Source organism: Pseudooceanicola sp. NS-SX8, assembly GCF_057380755.1.
This window is the reverse complement of the sequence record NZ_CM170819.1, coordinates 2,581,959-2,599,679: the sequence shown is the minus strand read 5'-3', so window position 1 is coordinate 2,599,679 and position 17,721 is coordinate 2,581,959. Positions and strand designations below refer to the sequence as shown.

The following is a 17,721-nucleotide window of genomic DNA, read 5'->3' as shown; positions in this document are numbered from 1 at the left end:
ATTGAGGCCTTGTTTACCAAATTCGATTCTCCCCAAAGTCATCCCGGGAATACCCAGCAACTACCTTGAGTAGAATTTCACACGAATCCGCCACATTCCTTGACCGGCCGCCGAATCGATTGTCAGCATGCGAGTCGCGCCCGGAGGTTCACGATTCTTCCCTGTCGCGCCCTCTGCGGGACGCCTCCACCTCAGGCCGGGTCACGATGGTGCAGGACCCGCCCGATCAGGTTCATCAGCAGCTGCGCCGCAAGGATGGAGGTCGACCCCGTCGGGTCGTAATCGGGCGCCACTTCCACCAGGTCGATCCCGACGATTTCGTTTCGGCGCGCGAGCCCGTCCAGGAATTCCAGCACCTCGTAGTAGAGGAAACCACCGTGGCTGGGCGTGCCCGTGCCGGGGGCGATGGACGGATCGAAGGCATCGATGTCGATGGTCAGGTAGATGCGCTCTCCTTCGGGCACGCGTCGCAGCAGGGCTTCGGTTCCCAGCTGGCGCGCCTGGCGAACCGACAGGATATCCGACCCCATGGCCCGGGCATCTTCGTACCCATCCCGCGCGGTGGAGGACACGTTGCGGATCCCGACCTGGGTCAGCCCCGTGACATAGGGCTTTTCCGCCGCCCGCCGCATCGGGTTGCCATGGCCATGGCGCACGCCGTGACGTTCATCGACGAAATCCAGATGCGCGTCGATCTGCACAAGATGGAACGGCTCCTGCCCCTCGAAGGCATTGATGCAGGGAATGTTGACGGAGTGATCCCCGCCGATGACCACCGGCAGCGCCCCCGCCGCAAGGATCCGGCGCACACCGTGTTCGATGTTCTCATGGCTGCGGATCGTGTCGGTATGGATGATGTCGGCATCCCCGATATCGACGATGCTGACCTTCGCCGGATCAAGGTAGGTCACGTCATCTTCGTGATCATAGGCCCCCGCATGCCCGAAGGAGAAGAGGGTCGAGGCTTCGCGCACGCCGCGCGGCCCCATGCGGGCCCCTGCCCGCCACTGGGTCCCGGCATCGAAAGGCGCCCCCATCACCGCGACATCGGCATCGATGGCATTCCAGTCCTCGACCAGCGGATATTTTCCGAAAGTACAGATCCCCACGAAAGGCAGGTTCAACCGCCCCGTTTCATAGCCGTGCCGCGTCATGTCCCTCTCCTGTCCGGTCTCTCTGCCCATTGTCCGGAGCAGACTAGGCAGCGCGCGACGGGACGTCGAGGGCCCCTGCCCCTGCTGCAGCACGCCACCCCGGCGCGGGCCGCACCGCGCGCCGCATTCGCTCTGGACGCGGCGGCGGCCCTTGGATAAACCGAAGGCCCGGAGGCTCGCCTCCCGGGCCCAAGTGGCGGAATGGTAGACGCAGAGGATTCAAAATCCTCCGGCCGCGAGGTCTTGTCGGTTCGAGTCCGACCTTGGGTACCAACACTCCGGCGCCGCCGCCGGAGCGCCCCGCCCTTCTGACGCGGCCCTCTTCCAGACACCGGCCCAGACTTCGGCGCATGCGCCGCCGCATACACCCGCACGAGCCAGTCCAGAACCTCGCGATGCAAGACGCCCGCAACGCGTCAGACGCCCGCAGAACCTCGGACGCCCGCAGAGCCTCAGACGAAAGTCAGCAGTCGCGCCGGATTGGCGACTAGGATCTGGTCGACCTCCGCCTGATCGAAGCCGCGCCGCAGAAGCAGCGGCACCACGTTGGCGAAGATATGCTGGAAGCCGTGCCCACCGAAGCGTTCCAGCCGCCCCTTGGTGCAGACGTCGTGGCTGATCAGGATCTGGTCCAGATGCCCACGTTCCACCAGCTTTCGCAGCCATTTCACCCGCATCGCATCATTGGGCAGGTCGATGTCGGGGTTCGGCCAGTAGTAGCTCGTTTCCCAGCCAAAGAGGTCATATTCGATCATGCAGCCGGTATCGGCCAGCCGGAACAGCGTGTCCTCGTCGAAGATCGTCCGGTCGATATGGCTCAGGATCAGGCGATCCATGCGGCCGCCGCGGGCGCGGACATGATCGGCCACCTCCTGCGGCTGATCGGCCTCGCGGCCCGGGTGCACGTTCAGGGCCGCTCCGGTGGCCTTCATCGCCTCGATCGCCCCATCCATCACGCGCTTCTCGCGCTCGGTCCATGGGGTCTGGCACCCGATCTCCCCGATGATGCCCGCGCGCACCTCGGTGCCCCAGGCGCCATCAAGGATCTGGCCCGTCATCTGCGCCGCCAGCTGATCCACCGTCATTTCGGCGGTTTCCGCCAGCTGGTATTCCTCGACGTAGTGACCGCAGCCCATCACCAGCGCGACACCCGTTTCCTCCGCCATCCGCTGCAGGAGCAGCGGACGCGGGCCCAGGCCACCGACGGTCAGATCCACGACACAGCTGCCACCGGCGCGCTGCATCTCCTCGATCTCCCCCCGGACGACGGCGAAGTCGTCGATGCGGTAGTTGTCGGTGAAATGCCCCTGCCCGTAGGCCGCGCGGAAGCAGTTGCACAGGTCGATCGCCGCGTCGGACACCCCTTCGGGCAGGACCTCTGCGCGATAGGCCGGCGGGTTGAGGTCGATGAAGAGATGTTCATGCATCAGGGTCGCGCCAAGGGTTTCCGGCGCCACGAGGCCCGTCACCGTCTGCACCTTGCCCGTCAGATCACTGGGGGTCATGTCGTCGTTCCTTCATCAGTCCTAGATCGCCAGCGCGTCAAGCCGCGCGCGCACCTCTTCGGGGTCAAAGGCCTCCGCCTCGCCGATCAGCACAAGGCGGCACCCCGGCGCTGCCGCGCCGGAGGGTTCGAACCCCGCACGCCGCCCGACCATCTGGAACAGCAGGGGCTCCGATCGTTCGCGCAGGGCGACAACGCCCTTGGCCCGCAGAAGCACCGGCGCCAGGCTTTCGATCAGGCTCTGGAAGCCCGCGAAAGGCAGCCGCCCCGGCGTCGTCCATTCCAGGGAAGTGAAGCGCCCCGCATCCTGCACCCGGCCCGGCGCCAACGGCGCGCGTGCCACGGGCGTGTCGAGAAACAGCAGATCCGTCGGAAGGCCCTCGCTGTCGGTCTCGAACATCTTCAGGCGATAGGCGCTGCTGATCCGGGTCCGCAGCGCGGCCAGCCCCTCCGGATCGGCCCCATCGGTCTTTGTCAGCACCACGAAGTCGGAGGCCCCGACCTGCGCCTTCCACAGCGGATCCTCCGCCCGCGCGGGATCATCGGCCAGCGCCTGGGCATCCACCACGCACAGGATAGCGTCCAGCCGCACCGCATTCCACAGCACCGGATCCTGCACCGTCTCCAGGATGCCGCGGGGGTCGGACACGCCGGAGGCCTCGATCACGATCGCCTCGGGCGGCGGGTCCTGCACCAGCACCTGCTTCAGGCTGCGCAGCAGATCCCCCTGAAGGGAGCAGCAGATGCAGCCATTGGCCAGCCCGACAACGGCGTCGGCCTTGCCCTCGATGATCTCGCTATCGATGTTGATCGCGCCGAAATCGTTGACGATGGCCGCGACACGGCGCACGCCGCTTTCGAGGATCGAATTGATCAGCGTGGTCTTCCCGGCGCCCAGGAACCCGGTGACAAGCAGAACCGGGGTCACCATGCGCCCGCCTCCCGCGAACCCGATCCCCGCACGGCCGTTCCCGGCGCAGCGTCGCGATCCAGCACGCCGTCGCGGATCAGGGGCACCCCGCCAACCAGTAGATGCGACACGCCCTCCGCCGGGCGGTTCATCTCCTCGAAGGTTGCACGATCCGCCAGGGCATCCAGGTCAAACACGGTGATGTCCGCGTCACAGCCGACCTGCAGCCGTCCCTTGCGGCGCATCTGCGGTGCGGCCCGTTCGATCACCTGCGCGGGGATCAGCGTGCACTTTGCCAACCCCGCCATCAGCGGCATCACGGCCCGGTCGCGCACGTAGCGAGACAGGAACCGCGTGAAGGTCCCCGAAGACCGGGGGTGAGAGGTGACATCATCGGGCAGCGGCCAGGCGTCCCCATCGTAGAAACCGCCGTCCGGCATCGTCCAGGGAAGCGCATCGGAGGCGATGGAACCGCCGGGATAGGTCACCGAAAGATCCAGAAGCCGCTCATGCTCGGGGTTCTGGTCGGTATCGAGGAAGTGCCACATGATCAGGTCTGCCGGCGCTTCGGCGGCGGCGCGCCGGATGTCGTCGGCATCGCGGAAGCGCGCCCCGCTGCGCACCAGCTGGATCTGGTTGTATTCCGCGCCGGTGCGCGCCTCGAACCCCTCGCTGGTCAGGAAATCCCAGCTGACGACGGTAGAGCCGGTGCCATAGGGATAGGCCTCCACCGTGATCGGCAGCCCCTGCGCCTGTGCCTTGCTCAGGACCTCGACCGACCGCGCGACATCCGTGAGAGAGGTGGAATTCAGGTGACACACGTGCATATGCGCGCCCGTCGCCCCCGCAAGGCCGATGATCTGCAGGTAGCTTTCCAGCGAGGATTTCGGATCGATGTTCGAGATATTGGCGATATGCGTGTAGGTGACGCTGTCGCGGCCCGCCGCCAGTTCGCAGATCCGGGTCAGTTCGCGGATGCCCGTGCCGGCGGCATAGCCGTTGGGAATGCCGATGCCGATCCCGCCCTCGTCCAGGGCTTCGGCCACCAGCGCCGTGATCTCCTCCGCCTGGAGGTCGGTGGCGGGATCCATGGCCCAGCGACGATCCTCCGCCCCCTGCCCCATGGCCTGCATCGAAGGCTGCGCCCCGCTGGGGGCAATGCCGGAGATCACCTTCTGCCGGGCAAAGAGCCAGGCGGCGGAGGTGCCGTAGTTCAGCGCGCGGCGGCAGGCCCCCTGGGTGTCATACCATTCGGCCACCGGCAGGGCGCCGACCTCAAGCTCCAGCGCCGTGGTCACCCCGTCGAAGGCCTGCATGCGATCGGCCGCCAGGGTCTGGCCATGGGCGTGGATGTCGACGAACCCGGGCGCCACGATCTTGCCCGTGGCGTCCAGCTCCTCCCGCCCCGGGGGAAGATCCGGGCCGATGGCAACCACGGCCGCGCCCCGGATGGCCACATCCGCAATCCGGTCCATGCCCGTCTCCGGGTCCATCACGCGACCGCCGCGAATGACGATATCCGCGATCCCGGTCATAGCGGCAGCCCCCTGCGCAGGGCGGCAAGCAGGCCCTCGATCTCCGCGTCACCCACTGCCAGCGACAGGGCCATCAGCCCGCGCGCGGCAATGTAGTAGCCACGTTCCTGCAGGGTCAGCTGCAGCAGCGTCAGCAGCTTGCGATCCACCTCGGCCCCGGCCTCGCTGCGGGCGTGGATGTTCATGATCGAGCCCATCCCCGTCACCTCGAAGGGCAACGAGATCTCCTCGAACAGCGCGTTCAGGTCGGACCGCAGGGCCTCGCCCCGGGCAAAGAGCGCATCCAGCGCCTCGGCGCCCAGGTAGGTGTCCAGCGCGGCGACACCGGCGGCCATGGTCAGGCTGTTGTTGTTGAAGGTCCCCGCATGGGGCAGCGCATCCGGACGGGCGGGATCGAACCGCTCCATGATCTCGGCCTTGCCGCCGAAGGCGCCGAAGGCCAGTCCACCGCCGAAGAACTTGCCGACCGTCGTCATGTCGGGCGTGATCCCCAGCCGTGCCTGGGCACCGCCGAGGGACATCCGCGCCGTCTGGACCTCGTCGAAGATCAGCACCGCGCCGCTCTGCGCGGTCAGATCCCGCAGCTTCTGCAGGAAGGCCGGGCTGGCCGGGCGGCAGCCCCCTGCCCCCTGCATCGGTTCGATCAGGACCGCTGCGATCTCCTCGCCACGGGCCGCGAATTCGGCCTCTGCCGCGGCGATGTCGTCATAGGGCAGACAGGCGAAATCGAACGGCACATTCACCGGGGAATTCCCGTGCCCGAAGGTCAGCACCCCACCATGATACCCCCCTTCGAACACCACGACGCGGCCACGCCCCGTCACCAGCCGCGCAGCCGTCAGGGCCATCAGGTTCGCTTCCGTGCCCGAATTGGCAAAGCGCAGCAGATCCATCGAGGGGAAGCGCGCGACCAGCCGTTCCGCCAGCTCCACCTCGTAGGGCGTATGAGACGACAGGTTGATGCCCCGCGCATGGGCATCCGCCAGCGCCTGCGCCAGCACCGCTGAGGAATGGCCGAAGATCCCGGCGGTGAACTCGCCCAGAAGGTCGACGTAGACATGCCCGTCCACATCGCGGATCCGGCATCCCTCACCACCCTCGATGCACAGCGGGAAAGGGTTCACCCAAAGCGACGACCGCGTATTGCCCCCCGGCATCACGGTCTTGGCCCGCGCCAGCGCCGCAAGGCTGCCGGGGTTGCGCGCATGGTAGCGATCCAGCGCCGCATCCAGCGCCGTATCAAGCTGGGAATAGCGATCAGTCAGCATGGAAGCCTCTCTTGAACGAATGGAATGTCACAGTTGCGCAGCCGGGCTGAGCGCCGCATGCAGGGCGCCTCCCTCTCCGGCCATGGCTTCCGCCAGTAGCAGGCCCGTGGTCGGGCCGAGGGTGAACCCCTGGTGCCCGTGGCCGAAATTGGTCCAGAGCCCGGCCTGCCCCGGCACCGCCCCCACCATGGGCAGCATGCCCGGCAGGCAGGGCCGGGTGCCGTACCACTGCGGCTCCTCCACCCTCGGCCCCAGCTCGATCAGGGAGGCAAGGCCGCGTTCCGCCCGGCGCAGCTGCCGGGGATCGGCCGGCGCATCCTGGCGCACCAGTGCCGCACCCGTGGTCACCCGGACCCCCTTCGCCATGGATCCCACGACGACACCGTTCGCCGCATCCAGGAACGGGCGGCGCGGGCGCTTGGGCGCATCGTAGTGACCGTGATAGCCGCGCTTCAGGATCATCGGCACCTTCAATCCGAAGCGGCCAAGATAGGCGCCCGTCCAGGGCCCGAGGCAAAGCACGACCTGCTCCGCCTCCGTCACGCCATCGGGCCCATCAAGGCACCAGCCCTGCCCCTGACCTTGGCGGCGAAGGCTGTCGGCATCCGCTTCCAGGATCCTGCCGCCGCGCGCCTCGAACAGGCGCGCATAGGCCGCCGTCAGCCCGCCCGGATCGGAGGCCGTCCAGCTGTCGGTATAATGCACCACCCCTGCCGGATCCGTCAGCAGCGCGGGCTCTTCCTTCCGCCAGGCGGCACCGTCGAAGATCTTGGATTGGACACCGTAATCCGCCTTCAGGCGCTCCGCCTCCGCCACGGCATCGCGGAAGGATGCCTCGTCGCGAAGCAGGATCGCCAGGCCATCCCGGGTGATCAGGTTGTCGGCCCCGGCGGCCGCGATCAGGGGCGCGTGATCTTCGGTCGCACGGCGGGTCAGCTGGCTGTAGTGCGCCCCGATCTGCCGGTGTCGTGCCGGCGCGGAGGCGCGCATGTAGCGCCACAGCGCCGGCACCATCGACCGCACGCCAGCCAGCGAAAAGACCACGTCGTTGCTCTGCCCCGTGGCAAAGCTCAGCAGCGTGCCAAGGTCGCGCGGCATGGCATAGGGCTCCGCCGCCTCCACCTGGATCACCCCGGCATTGCCGTAGCTGGTTTCCTGCCCCGGCGCGCGCCGGTCTGCCAGGGTCACCGCATGACCGCGCGCCTGCAGCGCCAGCGCGGTGGAAACGCCGACCATACCGGCGCCGAGGACGAGAATTTCAGACATGGACTTGCCTTTCGCGGCCCCGCCTCCCGGGGCCAAAAGAAGAAAAGGCCGGGGCATGCCGCCCCGGCCTCGACATCATGCTTCGGCGATGACCGTGATTTCGACCTTCGCGTCGATCATCAGGCCGCTTTGCACCGTGGTCCGCACCGGCAGGGGATCGGCGAAATACTCGGCATAGACCCCATTGAAGGCGCCGAAATCCGCCGTGTCGACCAGGAAGCAGGTGCAGGACACGACATTGGCCAGCGACAGGCCTTCGCCCTCCAGCGTGGCCTTGATCCGGTCCAGGCAGTTGCGGGTCTGCGCCTCGATCCCGGCGGGAATGGTGCCGTCCGCGGCAAAGCCCAGCTCCCCGGACAGGTAGACGGTCGATCCGATGCGGCGAACCTTGGAGAAGGGAAGTGCGGGAATGGAGCTCATGTTGGATCCTTGTTCAGAGCGTCTTGCGATCGGGCGCCCGCGCGGCGAGCCCCTCGATCAGGAGATCCAGCAGCAATTCGAAACTGCTGGTGTATGAAATTTTCGCGCCGTTCTGCCAGCGCAGAACGAAGATGCGGTTGGCGACGTCGGGCAGGACGGCATGGGTCAGCGGAAAACGCTCGGCGTCGATCGCGGTGATCCGCTCGGCAAAGGTCTTTTCCCAGGCCTCGTCTACATCCGTGGGGCCCGGGGCGAATTCCATCGTGACGAAACCCGCAAGCCCGCCGATCAGCGCATTGAAGGCGTCGCGCAGCATCTCGCCCGAGTAGCCGGCCTCCTTCAACGCGCCCAGGACCACTTCGACCCAGGCGAGGTTGGCGACCCCGTTCGATTTCAGCTGCGCGCCCAGCAAGGGGGCAACATTGGCATGATCCCGCACCAGGTCGCGATAGGCCAGGAAGACGGTGCGAAGCCGCGCCTGCCAATCCATGCCCGGCGCCAGGTTCTCCGACACCGATACGGTGATCGAGGCCGAAATCTCGGCAAAGAGGTCTTCCTTCGCACCGCCGACATGCCAGTAGATGTTGCCGGGCGACACGCCCAGCACCCGCGCCAGCTCTCTTATCGAGAAGCTGGCCAGGCCCTTTTCATCGATCTGCCGCACCGCCGCTTCGACGATTCGTTCCTTGGTCAGACCGACTGCAGCAGCGCGCCCCCGGGGCTTTTTGCCTGTTTTTTGATCAGCCACTCAGCTGTCGCCTCCAAATTTCGCCCAAACAGTCATCGTTTTTGAAACCGAGACCACTCCAGCCGAAGTTTTCTCAGCTCCTTATTGATCACCGTTCAATAAAAAGTTCAACACTTCCCTGCAGCCCGTCGGGTTGCAGACGATCAAATTCCTGACCCGGAGCCACCATGGCGGCAATCGCGATCCTCGTGTTAACAACCCTCCTGCTGTTCGGCGGAGCCGTGCTTGCGCATCTGATAGGCGCAGCCTCGATCCTGACCTTTGTCGCGGCAGACCGGGTGCGTTTCCTTGCCGCCGCGCCGCAGCGGATCATCGCCCACATCGACCTCTTCTCGATCATGTCGATGCCGCTGTTCATCCTGGCAGGCGAAATCATGAACCGCGCCGGTGTCACCCGCGCCCTGCTGGAACTGGCCATGGGCCTGATGGCTCGGCTGAAGGGCGGGCTCGGCCACGTGAACATCCTGACCTCCGTCTTCTTCGCCGGCATTTCGGGATCCGCCGTGGCCGACGCGGCCTCGGTCTCCAACACGCTGGTCCCGGCGATGCGCAAGGCGGGCTACACCGCCTCCTACGCGGGCGCCGTCACGGCGGCCTCCTCGGTCATCGGGCCGATCATCCCGCCCTCCATCGTCATGATCTTCTACGGCGCGCTGATGAACACCTCCGTCACGGCGCTTTTCGTTGCGGGGCTGCTGCCGGGCCTGCTGATGGCCCTGGCGCTTTTCGGGGCCAACGCCTGGATGGCGCATCGCCATGACCACCCCACGGGCGAACGCATCGGCCTGCGCGAACTGGGCCGCCGCTTCGTCTATGCCCTGCCCGCCACCGTGATCCCGATCATCATCCTGGCCGGCATCGTCTTCGGCATCATGACGCCGACCGAAGCCGCGGGCGTCGCCGTCTGCTGTGCCATCCTGGCGGGCATCATCTACAAGGAAATGACCTGGGCAAAGCTGGTCGAAAGCCTGGAACGCACCGCCATCCTGTCGGGCTCGATCTTCATCCTGCTCTCCGCCGTGGCCATCTTCGGCTACCTGGCCGGGCTCGAACAGATCCCCGGCAAGATCGCGGACCTGCTGGTGGGCCTGGGCTTCGAAGGCTGGAAGTACCTGCTGCTGCTCAACGCCGTCTTCCTCGTCGCAGGCATGTTCCTCGAAGTGCCGGTGGCCCTGGCCCTGCTGGTCCCGCTTCTGGTGCCGCCGGGGCTGGCCATGGGCATGGATCCCGTCCACCTCGGCATCGTCATCGTGGTGAACCTGACCCTCGGCATCGTCACGCCCCCCTTCGGCGCGGCCCTGCTGGTGGTCTCCACCGTCTCGGGCACGCCCTACTGGTCGATCGCCCGCGCCGCCGCCCCCTTCCTGCTGGTGCAACTGGCCGTGCTGCTGATCCTGACCTTCGTGCCGGAAATCAGCCTCGTCCTGCCGCGCCTCACCGGCTTCATCCAATAAGGAGCGGACAGATGATCAAACTCGCCGATGCGCTCTACACCCTGTCCGAAGTCCTCAACCGGATCGCGAAACGCCTGGCCGCCTTCCTCTTCCTCGGCATGCTCGCCGTGATGATGCTGCAGGTCGTGGCCCGCTACGTCTTCGCCTCCCCGCCCTTCTGGACAGAGGAACTGGCCCGCTGGCTGATGGTCTGGGGTGGCCTGCTGGGCGCCTCCTGCGCCTTCCACACCCATGCCGACCCGGCCATGGTCCACCCGCCCGCCAGCGTCATCTGGCGCCAGAAGGCACAGGTGGTTGCGCGCTTCATCGGCTCCTGGGTCTTCTTCCTGCCGGTGCTGCACTACGCGGTTCCCTTCGTCGAACGCCAGCTTGGCCGGACGTCCGAAGGGCTCGAAGTGTCGACGGCCTGGATGGCCTCCGCCCTGCCGGTCGCCACCATCCTCATCCTGCTTCACGGGCTGGCCGGTCTCGGCGCCCTGATCTCGCCGCGCGTTCTCGCCCGCGAAACCGCCTACGCCGAAGAATTCGAATCCAACATGACGGAGTGACCAATGAAACGTTTCCTTTTCGCAACGGCCGCTGCCCTTGCCCTCACCACGCCGCTGGCCGGCACCGCACAGGCGCAGTCGATCGGCGTCGCCCTTGATGCGACCCCCGACCGGGACAAGCAGGCGACCTATCGCTATGTCGACAACCTGCTGACCGCACTGAAGGAAGAAGGCTGGTCGACCGAGGAATTCCCCCGCGACTCCCTGGGCGGCGAAGATGAGCGTCTGGACCAGATCCGCGCCGGCATCCTGGATCTCTCCATGTCCAACTACGCCATGGGCAACCAGTTCGTGCCCGAAATGCGCGTGATGCAGCTGCCCTATACCTTCGACTCCTCCGCCCAAGTCTACAAGTTCTTCACCGAATCCGGCTACCTGGACGAAGTGAACGCCAAGCTCGAAGCGGAAGGCATGCGCGTGCTGGCCGTCGTTCCCTCGGGTGCGATGCTCGGCATCTTCAACAACAAGCACGAGGTCAAGACGGCCGCCGACATGGCCGACCTGCGCATGCGCGCGCTCGACCCGAACCAGCTGAAGATGTTCGAAATGATGGGCGGCAGCGGCGTTGTCATTCCCTTCTCCGAAGTTCCGAACGCCATCCAGACCGGAATCGCCAACGGCTACGTCAACGCCTCCATCGTGCCGCTTGCCTTCGGCCAGTCGGACCTCTTCACCAACTTCACCGATGCCAAGGTGATCATCTCCGCCCGTCTGGCGCTCGCCTCCACCACCTGGTGGGACGCGCTCTCGGATGAGGAAAAGGCCCAGGTGACCGAAGCCTCCGACGCCGCGCTGGCAGAGGTCTTCGACTTCGTCGACACCACCGAAGAGCAGCACAAGAAGGATCTCGAGGCCGCAGGCATCGCCGTCTACGAACCCACGGCGGACGAACTGGCCACCTTCAAGGACGCCACGGCCGACATGGGCGAACTGCTGACCGACGTCCCCCAGGACCGCGTGCAGGAACTGCGTGCCATGGTCGCCGAATACGCCGACTGACCCAATCCACTCACGGATCGAAAAATGAAAGGGCGCCGCAAGGCGCCCTTTCTGCTTTCTTCTGTAGGCTCTGCGCCGGACCGATCCGCCCGCAGGCCTCAGAGGCTAAGGAAGCCTTCGACCGCGCTCAGCGGGCCAGCGGCGGCCAGGGCCTCGAAATCGGGCGCGCGCGGCGCCAGGTCCGGAATGCCCGCGATCACGGCTTCCAGCTCCGCCGCGACGGCCAGCACCTGACGGTCGGCATAACGGCGCCCGGTGATCTGCAGCCCGAAGGGCATGCCCCTGGCATCGAACCCGCAGGGGATGGTGATCGACGGATGCCCCGCGATGGTCGAGGCATAGGCCATGGCCAGCCAGTGATAGTAGCTCTGCGTCGGGGCGCCATCGATCTCGGTCGGGTAAAGCTCATGCCAGTCGCGCGGGCTGATCGTCACGGCGGGCGACAGGATCACGTCCCACTTTTCGAACCAGCTCTGCCAGCGGTGGTAGTAGTTGCCCTGCTTCAGCAGCGCATCGGCGGTGTCCTCGGCCGTATAGCTGCGGCCCTCGGCCACGTTGTCGATCACGTTGGGGCCCACCAGCTCCGGCGTTTCGTCCACGCGCTTGCCGTGCATGCCCAGGAACAGCACCGCGCGCAGCACGGCAAAGATCCGGTCGGCATCGGTGCAATCCGGCGTCTCCGCCTCGAACTGGCCAAAGGCCGGGGTCAGCGCCTTCACCACCGTCGTGAAGTGATCGCGCACGATCCCCTCGGTCGGGGCAAAGCCGAAATCTTCGGTCCAGGCAACCTTGAGCGAAGACAGGTCACAGCGCGGCAGTTGGGCGAAGCCCGCCGGATCCCAGGCGTTGCGGCCCTCGATCACGGCATTGTAGGGGTCGCGCATGTCCGGGCGGGCCAGCACAGACAGCATCAGCGCCGTGTCCTCCACCGTCCGCGCCATCGGGCCGGAGGTCGACATCGGGATGTAGCCCATGGGACGGCTGTTGCCCGGCACGATGCCCGGGCTGGGCCGGTAGCCGACAACACCGCAGAAAGCCGCCGGGTTGCGCAGCGACCCGCCGGTGTCCGACCCGGTCGCCAGCGGCGCATATCCGCAGGCCAGCGCAACCGCGGATCCGCCCGAGGACCCGGCACAGGTCTTCGTCAGGTCATAGGGGTTTGCCGTCGCGCCATAGACGCGGTTGCGGGTGTTGCCACCGGCGCTCCATTCGGGGTTGTTGGTCTTGCCGATGGGCAGCGCACCGGCCTTGCGCATCGCCGCGACGATCGGGTCGTCGCCCTTGGCGATATTGTCGCGAAACAGTTCCGAACCGAAGGTCGTCGGCAGGCCCTTCACGTCGATCATGTCCTTCACGCCGAAGGGCAGCCCGTGCAGCGGGGCCAGGGTTTCGCCCTTCGCCTGGGCGGCATCGGCGGCGCGCGCGCCCTCGATCACCCCGTCGAAATCACGCGCGACCAGCGCGTTGACGGCATGGTCCATCTTGTCGACCCGCGCGATGCAGGCCTCCGCCAGCTCTTCGGCGGACAGGGCCCTGCGGGCAATGAGACGCCGCGCTTCGGCAGCGGAAAGGTCGGCGGGATCGGAAATCTTGAGGGTCATCGGCATGTCCTGGGCAGGGAAGTCGGGCCCCTTTGGAGGGAGGCCCGATACCGGATCTAGGCCCCAATTGAACACTAGTCAATTAACAGAGCCAACGCGCCCCCGCTGCAGCCTCGCCACTGCCTTCTTTCCCGGCATCTTCCGCCCCTCGCGGCGCAACGCACCCTGCTGCAGGCAGATTTGCCCCACTATATACTCACTCGTTTATTCGAGAAGGCCGCGCAAAACCCCGGGCATGTTCTCCGGCAGGTCTTCCGCGATCAGTCCCGGGCCCGTCTGCCGGGCGGCCTCCACGTGCAGCCATGCGCCCCGGGCGGCCGCATCCAGCGGCGCCATGCCGCGCGCCATCAGCCCCGCAATCAGCCCCGCCAGCACATCCCCCGCCCCGGCAGTGGCCAGCCAGGGGCAGGCCCTCTCGCGCAGGGCCGCATGCACCCGCACGCTGCCATCGGGCGCGGCAATCACCGTATCGGCCCCCTTCAGCAGCACCACGCAGCCCGCGCGCGCCGCCGCATCCCGCACCGCATCTATCCTGGAATAGCCCGGCCCCGCCTCCGGCGTCTCCGCCAGCCGGGCCGCCAGATCGGGGAAGAGGCGCGCGAATTCGCCCCCATGCGGGGTCAGCACCACCTGCCCGCCCCGGGTCCGTGCAAAAAGCGCATCCGGATCCCCGGCAAAAAGGCTCAACGCATCGGCATCCAGCACGGCATGCCGCTCCGCCTCCAGCGCTGCCGCGACCAGATCCCGCGCCCGGTCGTCCAGCCCCAGGGCCGGCCCGAGGCAGAGCGCATTGTATCGCGGATCCGCCAGCAGATCCCGCAGCGCCGCGGCATCGGGCACCCGGGCCAGCATCAGCGCGGTGATCTGCATCGCCACTTCCATCTGGGCCGCCGGCGGCACCCCCAGCGTCACCAGCCCCGCCCCCACGCGCAGCGCCGCACGCGCCGCAAGGCGGGCCGCGCCCGTCCGCCCAGGCCCACCCGTCAGGATCAGGGCGTGACCATGAACATACTTGTGCCCCCCAACATCCTTCCGCGCGACCATCGCGCAATCGGCAGCCCCGACCAGATGCGCCACCGGACCTCCGGCCCGCGCCGCGTCCCGGGCGCCGTCCAGCCCGATATCGGCAACCGCCAGCTGCCCCGACAGGGCGCCCCCCGCGCCCAGCACATGCCCCGGCTTCGCCCTGTGGAAGGTCACGGTCAGATCCACCGCCACGGCCTCCACCCCGCCCAGCACCTGGCCGCAATCGGCACAAAGCCCCGAAAGGATATCCACCGCCACGCCCCGCGCGGAGGCCCGCAGGGCCGCGACCAGCGCCTCTGCGACCTCTGCCGACAGGGGCCGTGCCAGCCCGGTCCCGAACAGCGCATCCACCACCAGATCCGCCGCCGCACCCCGGCTCAGCAGGCCCGGCAAGGCCTCTGGCGACAGGACCTCTCCCATGCGCCGCCATAGCGTGCAATTTCGTGCCGCATCCCCCGAAAGCCGCTCCGGATCGCCGAAAAGCACGACCGACACCCGCCAGCCGCGCTCCGCCAGCCGCCGCGCCACGACGAATCCATCTCCGCCGTTGTTGCCGGGCCCGCAAAGCACCAGCGCCCGCAGCTCCTCCGAATCGTAAAGCTTTGGCCATACGTGATAAATCTGCGCCACCACGGCGGCGCCCGCGGCCTCCATCAGGGCCGTGCCGCTGCACTCTCCGGCCGCCATCGCCGCCGTTTCCACCGCACGCATCTGCGCACCGGTCAGGAGATTTGTCATGTTTTTCCCAGACTGCTCACTTTTTGAGCGACCCGCCACAAATTAACGCGCGATTTTCACGCCATCTCTGGCCACTCCGCGCGTTTCACTCTAGCCAATTGTGAGGGCGCTGCGAAAGTGGTCTGACCGATGCGACGTTACTGTGAGGAGTTTCCCATGAAGAAGATCGAAGCGGTCATCAAGCCGTTCAAGCTTGATGAGGTGAAGGAGGCGCTTCAGGACGTGGGCGTTCAGGGGCTCTCCGTGATCGAGGTCAAGGGCTTCGGTCGCCAGAAGGGTCACACCGAACTCTATCGCGGCGCAGAATATGTCGTCGACTTCCTGCCGAAGGTGAAAATCGAGGCAGTTCTCGACGACGACCAGGTGGATGGCGCGATCCAGGCGATCATTGATGCCGCCAAGACCGAGAAAATCGGCGACGGCAAGATCTTCGTTTCGCCGGTCGAGCAAGCCATTCGCATCCGGACCGGCGAAACCGGTACGGACGCACTTTAAGAGACTCAAAACCGAAGGGAAAAGGGAATGAGCAAGGACAATGTTCTGAAGCTGATCGCTGACGAGGACGTCGCATACGTCGACATCCGCTTCACCGATCCGCGGGGCAAACTGCAGCACGTCACCGTGATGGCCGATCAGGTCGACGAAGACTTCCTCGACGAAGGCTTCATGTTCGACGGCTCCTCCATCGCCGGCTGGAAGTCCATCGAAGCTTCCGACATGAAACTGATCCCGGACACCGAGTCGGTCTACCTGGATCCGTTCTACGCCGAGAAGACCCTCTGCATTCACTGCTCCGTCGTGGAACCCGACACCATGGAGCCCTATGAGCGTGACCCCCGCGGTACCGCCCAGAAGGCAGAAGCCTACCTGATCTCCTCCGGCATCGGCGACGCGGCCTACATGGGTCCGGAAGCCGAGTTCTTCCTGTTCGACAACGTCAAGTTCTCGAACACCATGAACAAGGTCTCCTACGAGGTCGACGCGCTGGACGCCTCCTGGAACACCGACACCGACTACGAGATGGGCAACACCGGCCACCGTCCCGGCGTCAAGGGCGGCTACTTCCCGGTCAACCCGATCGACGACGGCCAGGACATCCGTGGCGAGATGCTCTCGACCATGAAGCGTCTGGGCATGAAGGTCGACAAGCACCACCACGAAGTGGCGTCCTGCCAGCACGAACTGGGCCTGATCTTCGGCACCGTCACCAAGCAGGCTGACGAACTGCAGAAGTACAAGTACGTCATCCACAACGTGGCTCAGGCCTACGGCAAGTCGGCAACCTTCATGCCCAAGCCGATCGCCGGCGACAACGGCACCGGCATGCACGTCAACATGTCCATCTGGAAGGACGGCAAGCCGCTCTTCGCAGGCGACAAGTACGCCGACCTCTCCGACGAGGCGCTGTACTACATCGGCGGCATCCTGAAGCACGCAAAAGCGCTGAACGCCTTCACCAACCCGTCCACCAACTCCTACAAGCGTCTGATCCCGGGCTTCGAAGCCCCCGTTCTGCGCGCCTACTCCGCACGCAACCGCTCCGGCTGCGTCCGTATTCCGTGGGCGGAATCCCCCAAGGCGAAGCGCGTCGAAGCTCGCTTCCCCGATCCCTCGTCCAACCCCTACCTGTGCTTCGCCGCACTCCTGATGGCCGGCCTCGACGGCATCAAGAACAAGATCCACCCCGGCGAAGCCATGGACAAGAACCTGTACGACCTGCCGCCCGAAGAGCTGGCCGACATCCCGACCGTCTGCGGCTCCCTGCGCGAAGCCCTGACCGAGCTGGAAGCCGACATGGACTTCCTGCTGGCCGGCGACGTGTTCACCAAGGACCAGATCGAAGGCTACATCGCCCTCAAGATGGAAGAGCTGGAACAGTACGAGCACACTCCGCACCCCGTGGAATACGCAATGTACTACTCCTGCTGATCCCTATCAGGATCACGGATCGGAAGGGGCGCCCCAGGGCGCCCCTTTTTCTTTGCCCATCCGGTACCGGCCCTCGGCCCCTGCCCCGATTGGCTCGCCCTGAATACCTGCCTCCACTTACCTGCCCCCGAATTCCAGCGCCCGAATTCCAGCCCCGGCCAAATATGGCCCAGGCCGCCCTGCGAGGGCCGCGACTGAGGCGTCACAGGCTCCCGCGCCCGAAATCGCACTTTCGGATAGGCCACCGCTCCTTCGGCGCCCCAGGCGCGCCACCGCAGGTTGAAATCCGCCAGCTTCAGCGCCCGAAAACGGGCCCCAGGTCCCGCGCCCGTGCCATACGGGGGCGATTTGTTGCGCGCCCGGAAACGGTCTCCCGCCCGCGACCTACCCCAAAGGATAGGTCTCCGAACCGTCCGAGGCACTTGCGCACCCGGTGGCGACAGAACCGGTTTCGGCGCCAATCCTTCGCGCCAAAGCTGACATATTAGTTAACCTTTCCGCCACATTCCCGCCACATAGTTGCAAATTCAGGCCCCAGGCGGCGTATCCTGGCTGAGATCGGTCCGGATTTCACCCGCTTGACGGGTATTCGCCTCGAAACGATTCATCCACAGCCCGCTC

General features: G+C 66.3%; 15 protein-coding genes and 1 tRNA gene. 6 read left to right on the top strand and 10 right to left on the bottom strand.

Annotated elements, in window-relative coordinates; all coding sequences use genetic code 11:
• Window positions 1-191 precede the first annotated feature (191 nt).
• The gene (gene speB, locus AC2IR1_RS11885; RefSeq protein WP_486472181.1) at window positions 192-1,154 is read right to left on the bottom strand and encodes an agmatinase; all 963 of its coding nucleotides are present in this window, start codon (window positions 1,152-1,154) and stop codon (window positions 192-194) included.
• A 187-nt stretch (window positions 1,155-1,341) separates the two neighbouring features.
• Between speB and AC2IR1_RS11880 the strand changes: the two genes are divergently transcribed.
• A tRNA-Leu gene (locus AC2IR1_RS11880) sits at window positions 1,342-1,427 on the top strand.
• 179 nt (window positions 1,428-1,606) lie between these two features.
• Here AC2IR1_RS11880 and AC2IR1_RS11875 read toward each other — a convergent pair.
• From AC2IR1_RS11875 to AC2IR1_RS11845, 7 genes are all read right to left on the bottom strand, one after another.
• Window positions 1,607-2,659: a phosphotriesterase family protein gene (locus tag AC2IR1_RS11875; protein WP_486472180.1), complete on the bottom strand. Its 1,053-nt coding sequence runs from the start codon at window positions 2,657-2,659 to the stop codon at window positions 1,607-1,609.
• 21 nt (window positions 2,660-2,680) lie between these two features.
• Window positions 2,681-3,589: a CobW family GTP-binding protein gene (locus AC2IR1_RS11870; RefSeq protein WP_486472179.1), complete on the bottom strand. Its 909-nt coding sequence runs from the start codon at window positions 3,587-3,589 to the stop codon at window positions 2,681-2,683.
• Window positions 3,583-5,103, bottom strand: coding sequence for an amidohydrolase family protein (locus tag AC2IR1_RS11865; RefSeq protein ID WP_486472178.1), 1,521 nt, complete (start codon window positions 5,101-5,103; stop codon window positions 3,583-3,585). The genes AC2IR1_RS11870 and AC2IR1_RS11865 overlap by 7 nt, the downstream gene beginning before the upstream one ends.
• Window positions 5,100-6,371, bottom strand: coding sequence for an aspartate aminotransferase family protein (locus AC2IR1_RS11860; protein WP_486472177.1), 1,272 nt, complete (start codon window positions 6,369-6,371; stop codon window positions 5,100-5,102). Before AC2IR1_RS11860 ends, AC2IR1_RS11865 begins: the two co-directional genes overlap by 4 nt.
• Before the next feature lie 27 nt (window positions 6,372-6,398).
• A complete protein-coding gene (locus AC2IR1_RS11855) occupies window positions 6,399-7,637 on the bottom strand; it encodes an NAD(P)/FAD-dependent oxidoreductase (protein WP_486472176.1) in 1,239 nt (412 codons plus the stop codon).
• A 75-nt stretch (window positions 7,638-7,712) separates the two neighbouring features.
• Window positions 7,713-8,057 carry a RidA family protein gene (locus tag AC2IR1_RS11850; RefSeq protein ID WP_486472175.1) on the bottom strand — a complete coding sequence of 115 codons (345 nt, stop codon included), beginning with the start codon at window positions 8,055-8,057 and terminating at the stop codon, window positions 7,713-7,715.
• Between the two features lie 13 nt (window positions 8,058-8,070).
• The gene (locus AC2IR1_RS11845) at window positions 8,071-8,805 is read right to left on the bottom strand and encodes a TetR/AcrR family transcriptional regulator (protein WP_486472174.1); all 735 of its coding nucleotides are present in this window, start codon (window positions 8,803-8,805) and stop codon (window positions 8,071-8,073) included.
• A 167-nt stretch (window positions 8,806-8,972) separates the two neighbouring features.
• Here AC2IR1_RS11845 and AC2IR1_RS11840 point away from each other — a divergent pair, with 167 nt between their 5' ends.
• The 3 genes from AC2IR1_RS11840 to AC2IR1_RS11830 are packed head-to-tail and all read left to right on the top strand — an operon-like array spanning window position 8,973 to window position 11,806.
• Window positions 8,973-10,259 (top strand): TRAP transporter large permease, encoded by a 1,287-nt coding sequence (locus AC2IR1_RS11840; protein WP_486472173.1) that lies wholly within the window; start codon window positions 8,973-8,975, stop codon window positions 10,257-10,259.
• Window positions 10,260-10,270: 11 nt separating this feature from the next.
• On the top strand, window positions 10,271-10,807 hold the full coding sequence (locus AC2IR1_RS11835) for a TRAP transporter small permease (protein ID WP_486472172.1): 537 nt from the start codon (window positions 10,271-10,273) through the stop codon (window positions 10,805-10,807).
• A 3-nt stretch (window positions 10,808-10,810) separates the two neighbouring features.
• Window positions 10,811-11,806, top strand: a complete 996-nt coding sequence (locus tag AC2IR1_RS11830) for a TRAP transporter substrate-binding protein (protein WP_486472171.1) — start codon at window positions 10,811-10,813, stop codon at window positions 11,804-11,806.
• Between the two features lie 98 nt (window positions 11,807-11,904).
• On the opposite strand, the gene AC2IR1_RS11825 is transcribed toward AC2IR1_RS11830, so the two are convergent.
• Window positions 11,905-13,407 (bottom strand): amidase, encoded by a 1,503-nt coding sequence (locus AC2IR1_RS11825; RefSeq protein ID WP_486472170.1) that lies wholly within the window; start codon window positions 13,405-13,407, stop codon window positions 11,905-11,907.
• A gap of 204 nt (window positions 13,408-13,611) precedes the next feature.
• Complete coding sequence (locus AC2IR1_RS11820) at window positions 13,612-15,171, bottom strand: NAD(P)H-hydrate dehydratase (RefSeq protein ID WP_486472169.1); 1,560 nt, start codon at window positions 15,169-15,171, stop codon at window positions 13,612-13,614.
• Window positions 15,172-15,327: 156 nt separating this feature from the next.
• Here AC2IR1_RS11820 and AC2IR1_RS11815 point away from each other — a divergent pair, with 156 nt between their 5' ends.
• Entirely contained in the window at window positions 15,328-15,666 is a 339-nt protein-coding gene (locus AC2IR1_RS11815) for a P-II family nitrogen regulator (protein ID WP_486472168.1), read from the top strand.
• 27 nt (window positions 15,667-15,693) lie between these two features.
• On the top strand, window positions 15,694-17,100 hold the full coding sequence (glnA, locus tag AC2IR1_RS11810; RefSeq protein WP_486472167.1) for a type I glutamate--ammonia ligase: 1,407 nt from the start codon (window positions 15,694-15,696) through the stop codon (window positions 17,098-17,100).
• Window positions 17,101-17,721: the final 621 nt, after the last annotated feature.

Excerpts from the sequence above, each read along its gene's own strand:
- AC2IR1_RS11855 (WP_486472176.1), bottom strand. The coding sequence starts at position 7,637 with ATGTCTGAAATTCTCGTCCTCGGCGCCGGTATGGTCGGCGTTTCCACC.
- AC2IR1_RS11875 (WP_486472180.1), bottom strand. The coding sequence starts at position 2,659 with ATGACCCCCAGTGATCTGACGGGCAAGGTGCAGACGGTGACGGGCCTC.
- AC2IR1_RS11865 (WP_486472178.1), bottom strand. The coding sequence starts at position 5,103 with ATGACCGGGATCGCGGATATCGTCATTCGCGGCGGTCGCGTGATGGAC.
- glnA (WP_486472167.1), top strand. The coding sequence starts at position 15,694 with ATGAGCAAGGACAATGTTCTGAAGCTGATCGCTGACGAGGACGTCGCA.
- AC2IR1_RS11825 (WP_486472170.1), bottom strand. The coding sequence starts at position 13,407 with ATGACCCTCAAGATTTCCGATCCCGCCGACCTTTCCGCTGCCGAAGCG.
- AC2IR1_RS11870 (WP_486472179.1), bottom strand. The coding sequence starts at position 3,589 with ATGGTGACCCCGGTTCTGCTTGTCACCGGGTTCCTGGGCGCCGGGAAG.
- AC2IR1_RS11860 (WP_486472177.1), bottom strand. The coding sequence starts at position 6,371 with ATGCTGACTGATCGCTATTCCCAGCTTGATACGGCGCTGGATGCGGCG.
- AC2IR1_RS11835 (WP_486472172.1), top strand. The coding sequence starts at position 10,271 with ATGATCAAACTCGCCGATGCGCTCTACACCCTGTCCGAAGTCCTCAAC.
- AC2IR1_RS11840 (WP_486472173.1), top strand. The coding sequence starts at position 8,973 with ATGGCGGCAATCGCGATCCTCGTGTTAACAACCCTCCTGCTGTTCGGC.
- AC2IR1_RS11815 (WP_486472168.1), top strand. The coding sequence starts at position 15,328 with ATGAAGAAGATCGAAGCGGTCATCAAGCCGTTCAAGCTTGATGAGGTG.
- speB (WP_486472181.1), bottom strand. The coding sequence starts at position 1,154 with ATGACGCGGCACGGCTATGAAACGGGGCGGTTGAACCTGCCTTTCGTG.
- AC2IR1_RS11820 (WP_486472169.1), bottom strand. The coding sequence starts at position 15,171 with ATGACAAATCTCCTGACCGGTGCGCAGATGCGTGCGGTGGAAACGGCG.
- AC2IR1_RS11850 (WP_486472175.1), bottom strand. The coding sequence starts at position 8,057 with ATGAGCTCCATTCCCGCACTTCCCTTCTCCAAGGTTCGCCGCATCGGA.
- AC2IR1_RS11830 (WP_486472171.1), top strand. The coding sequence starts at position 10,811 with ATGAAACGTTTCCTTTTCGCAACGGCCGCTGCCCTTGCCCTCACCACG.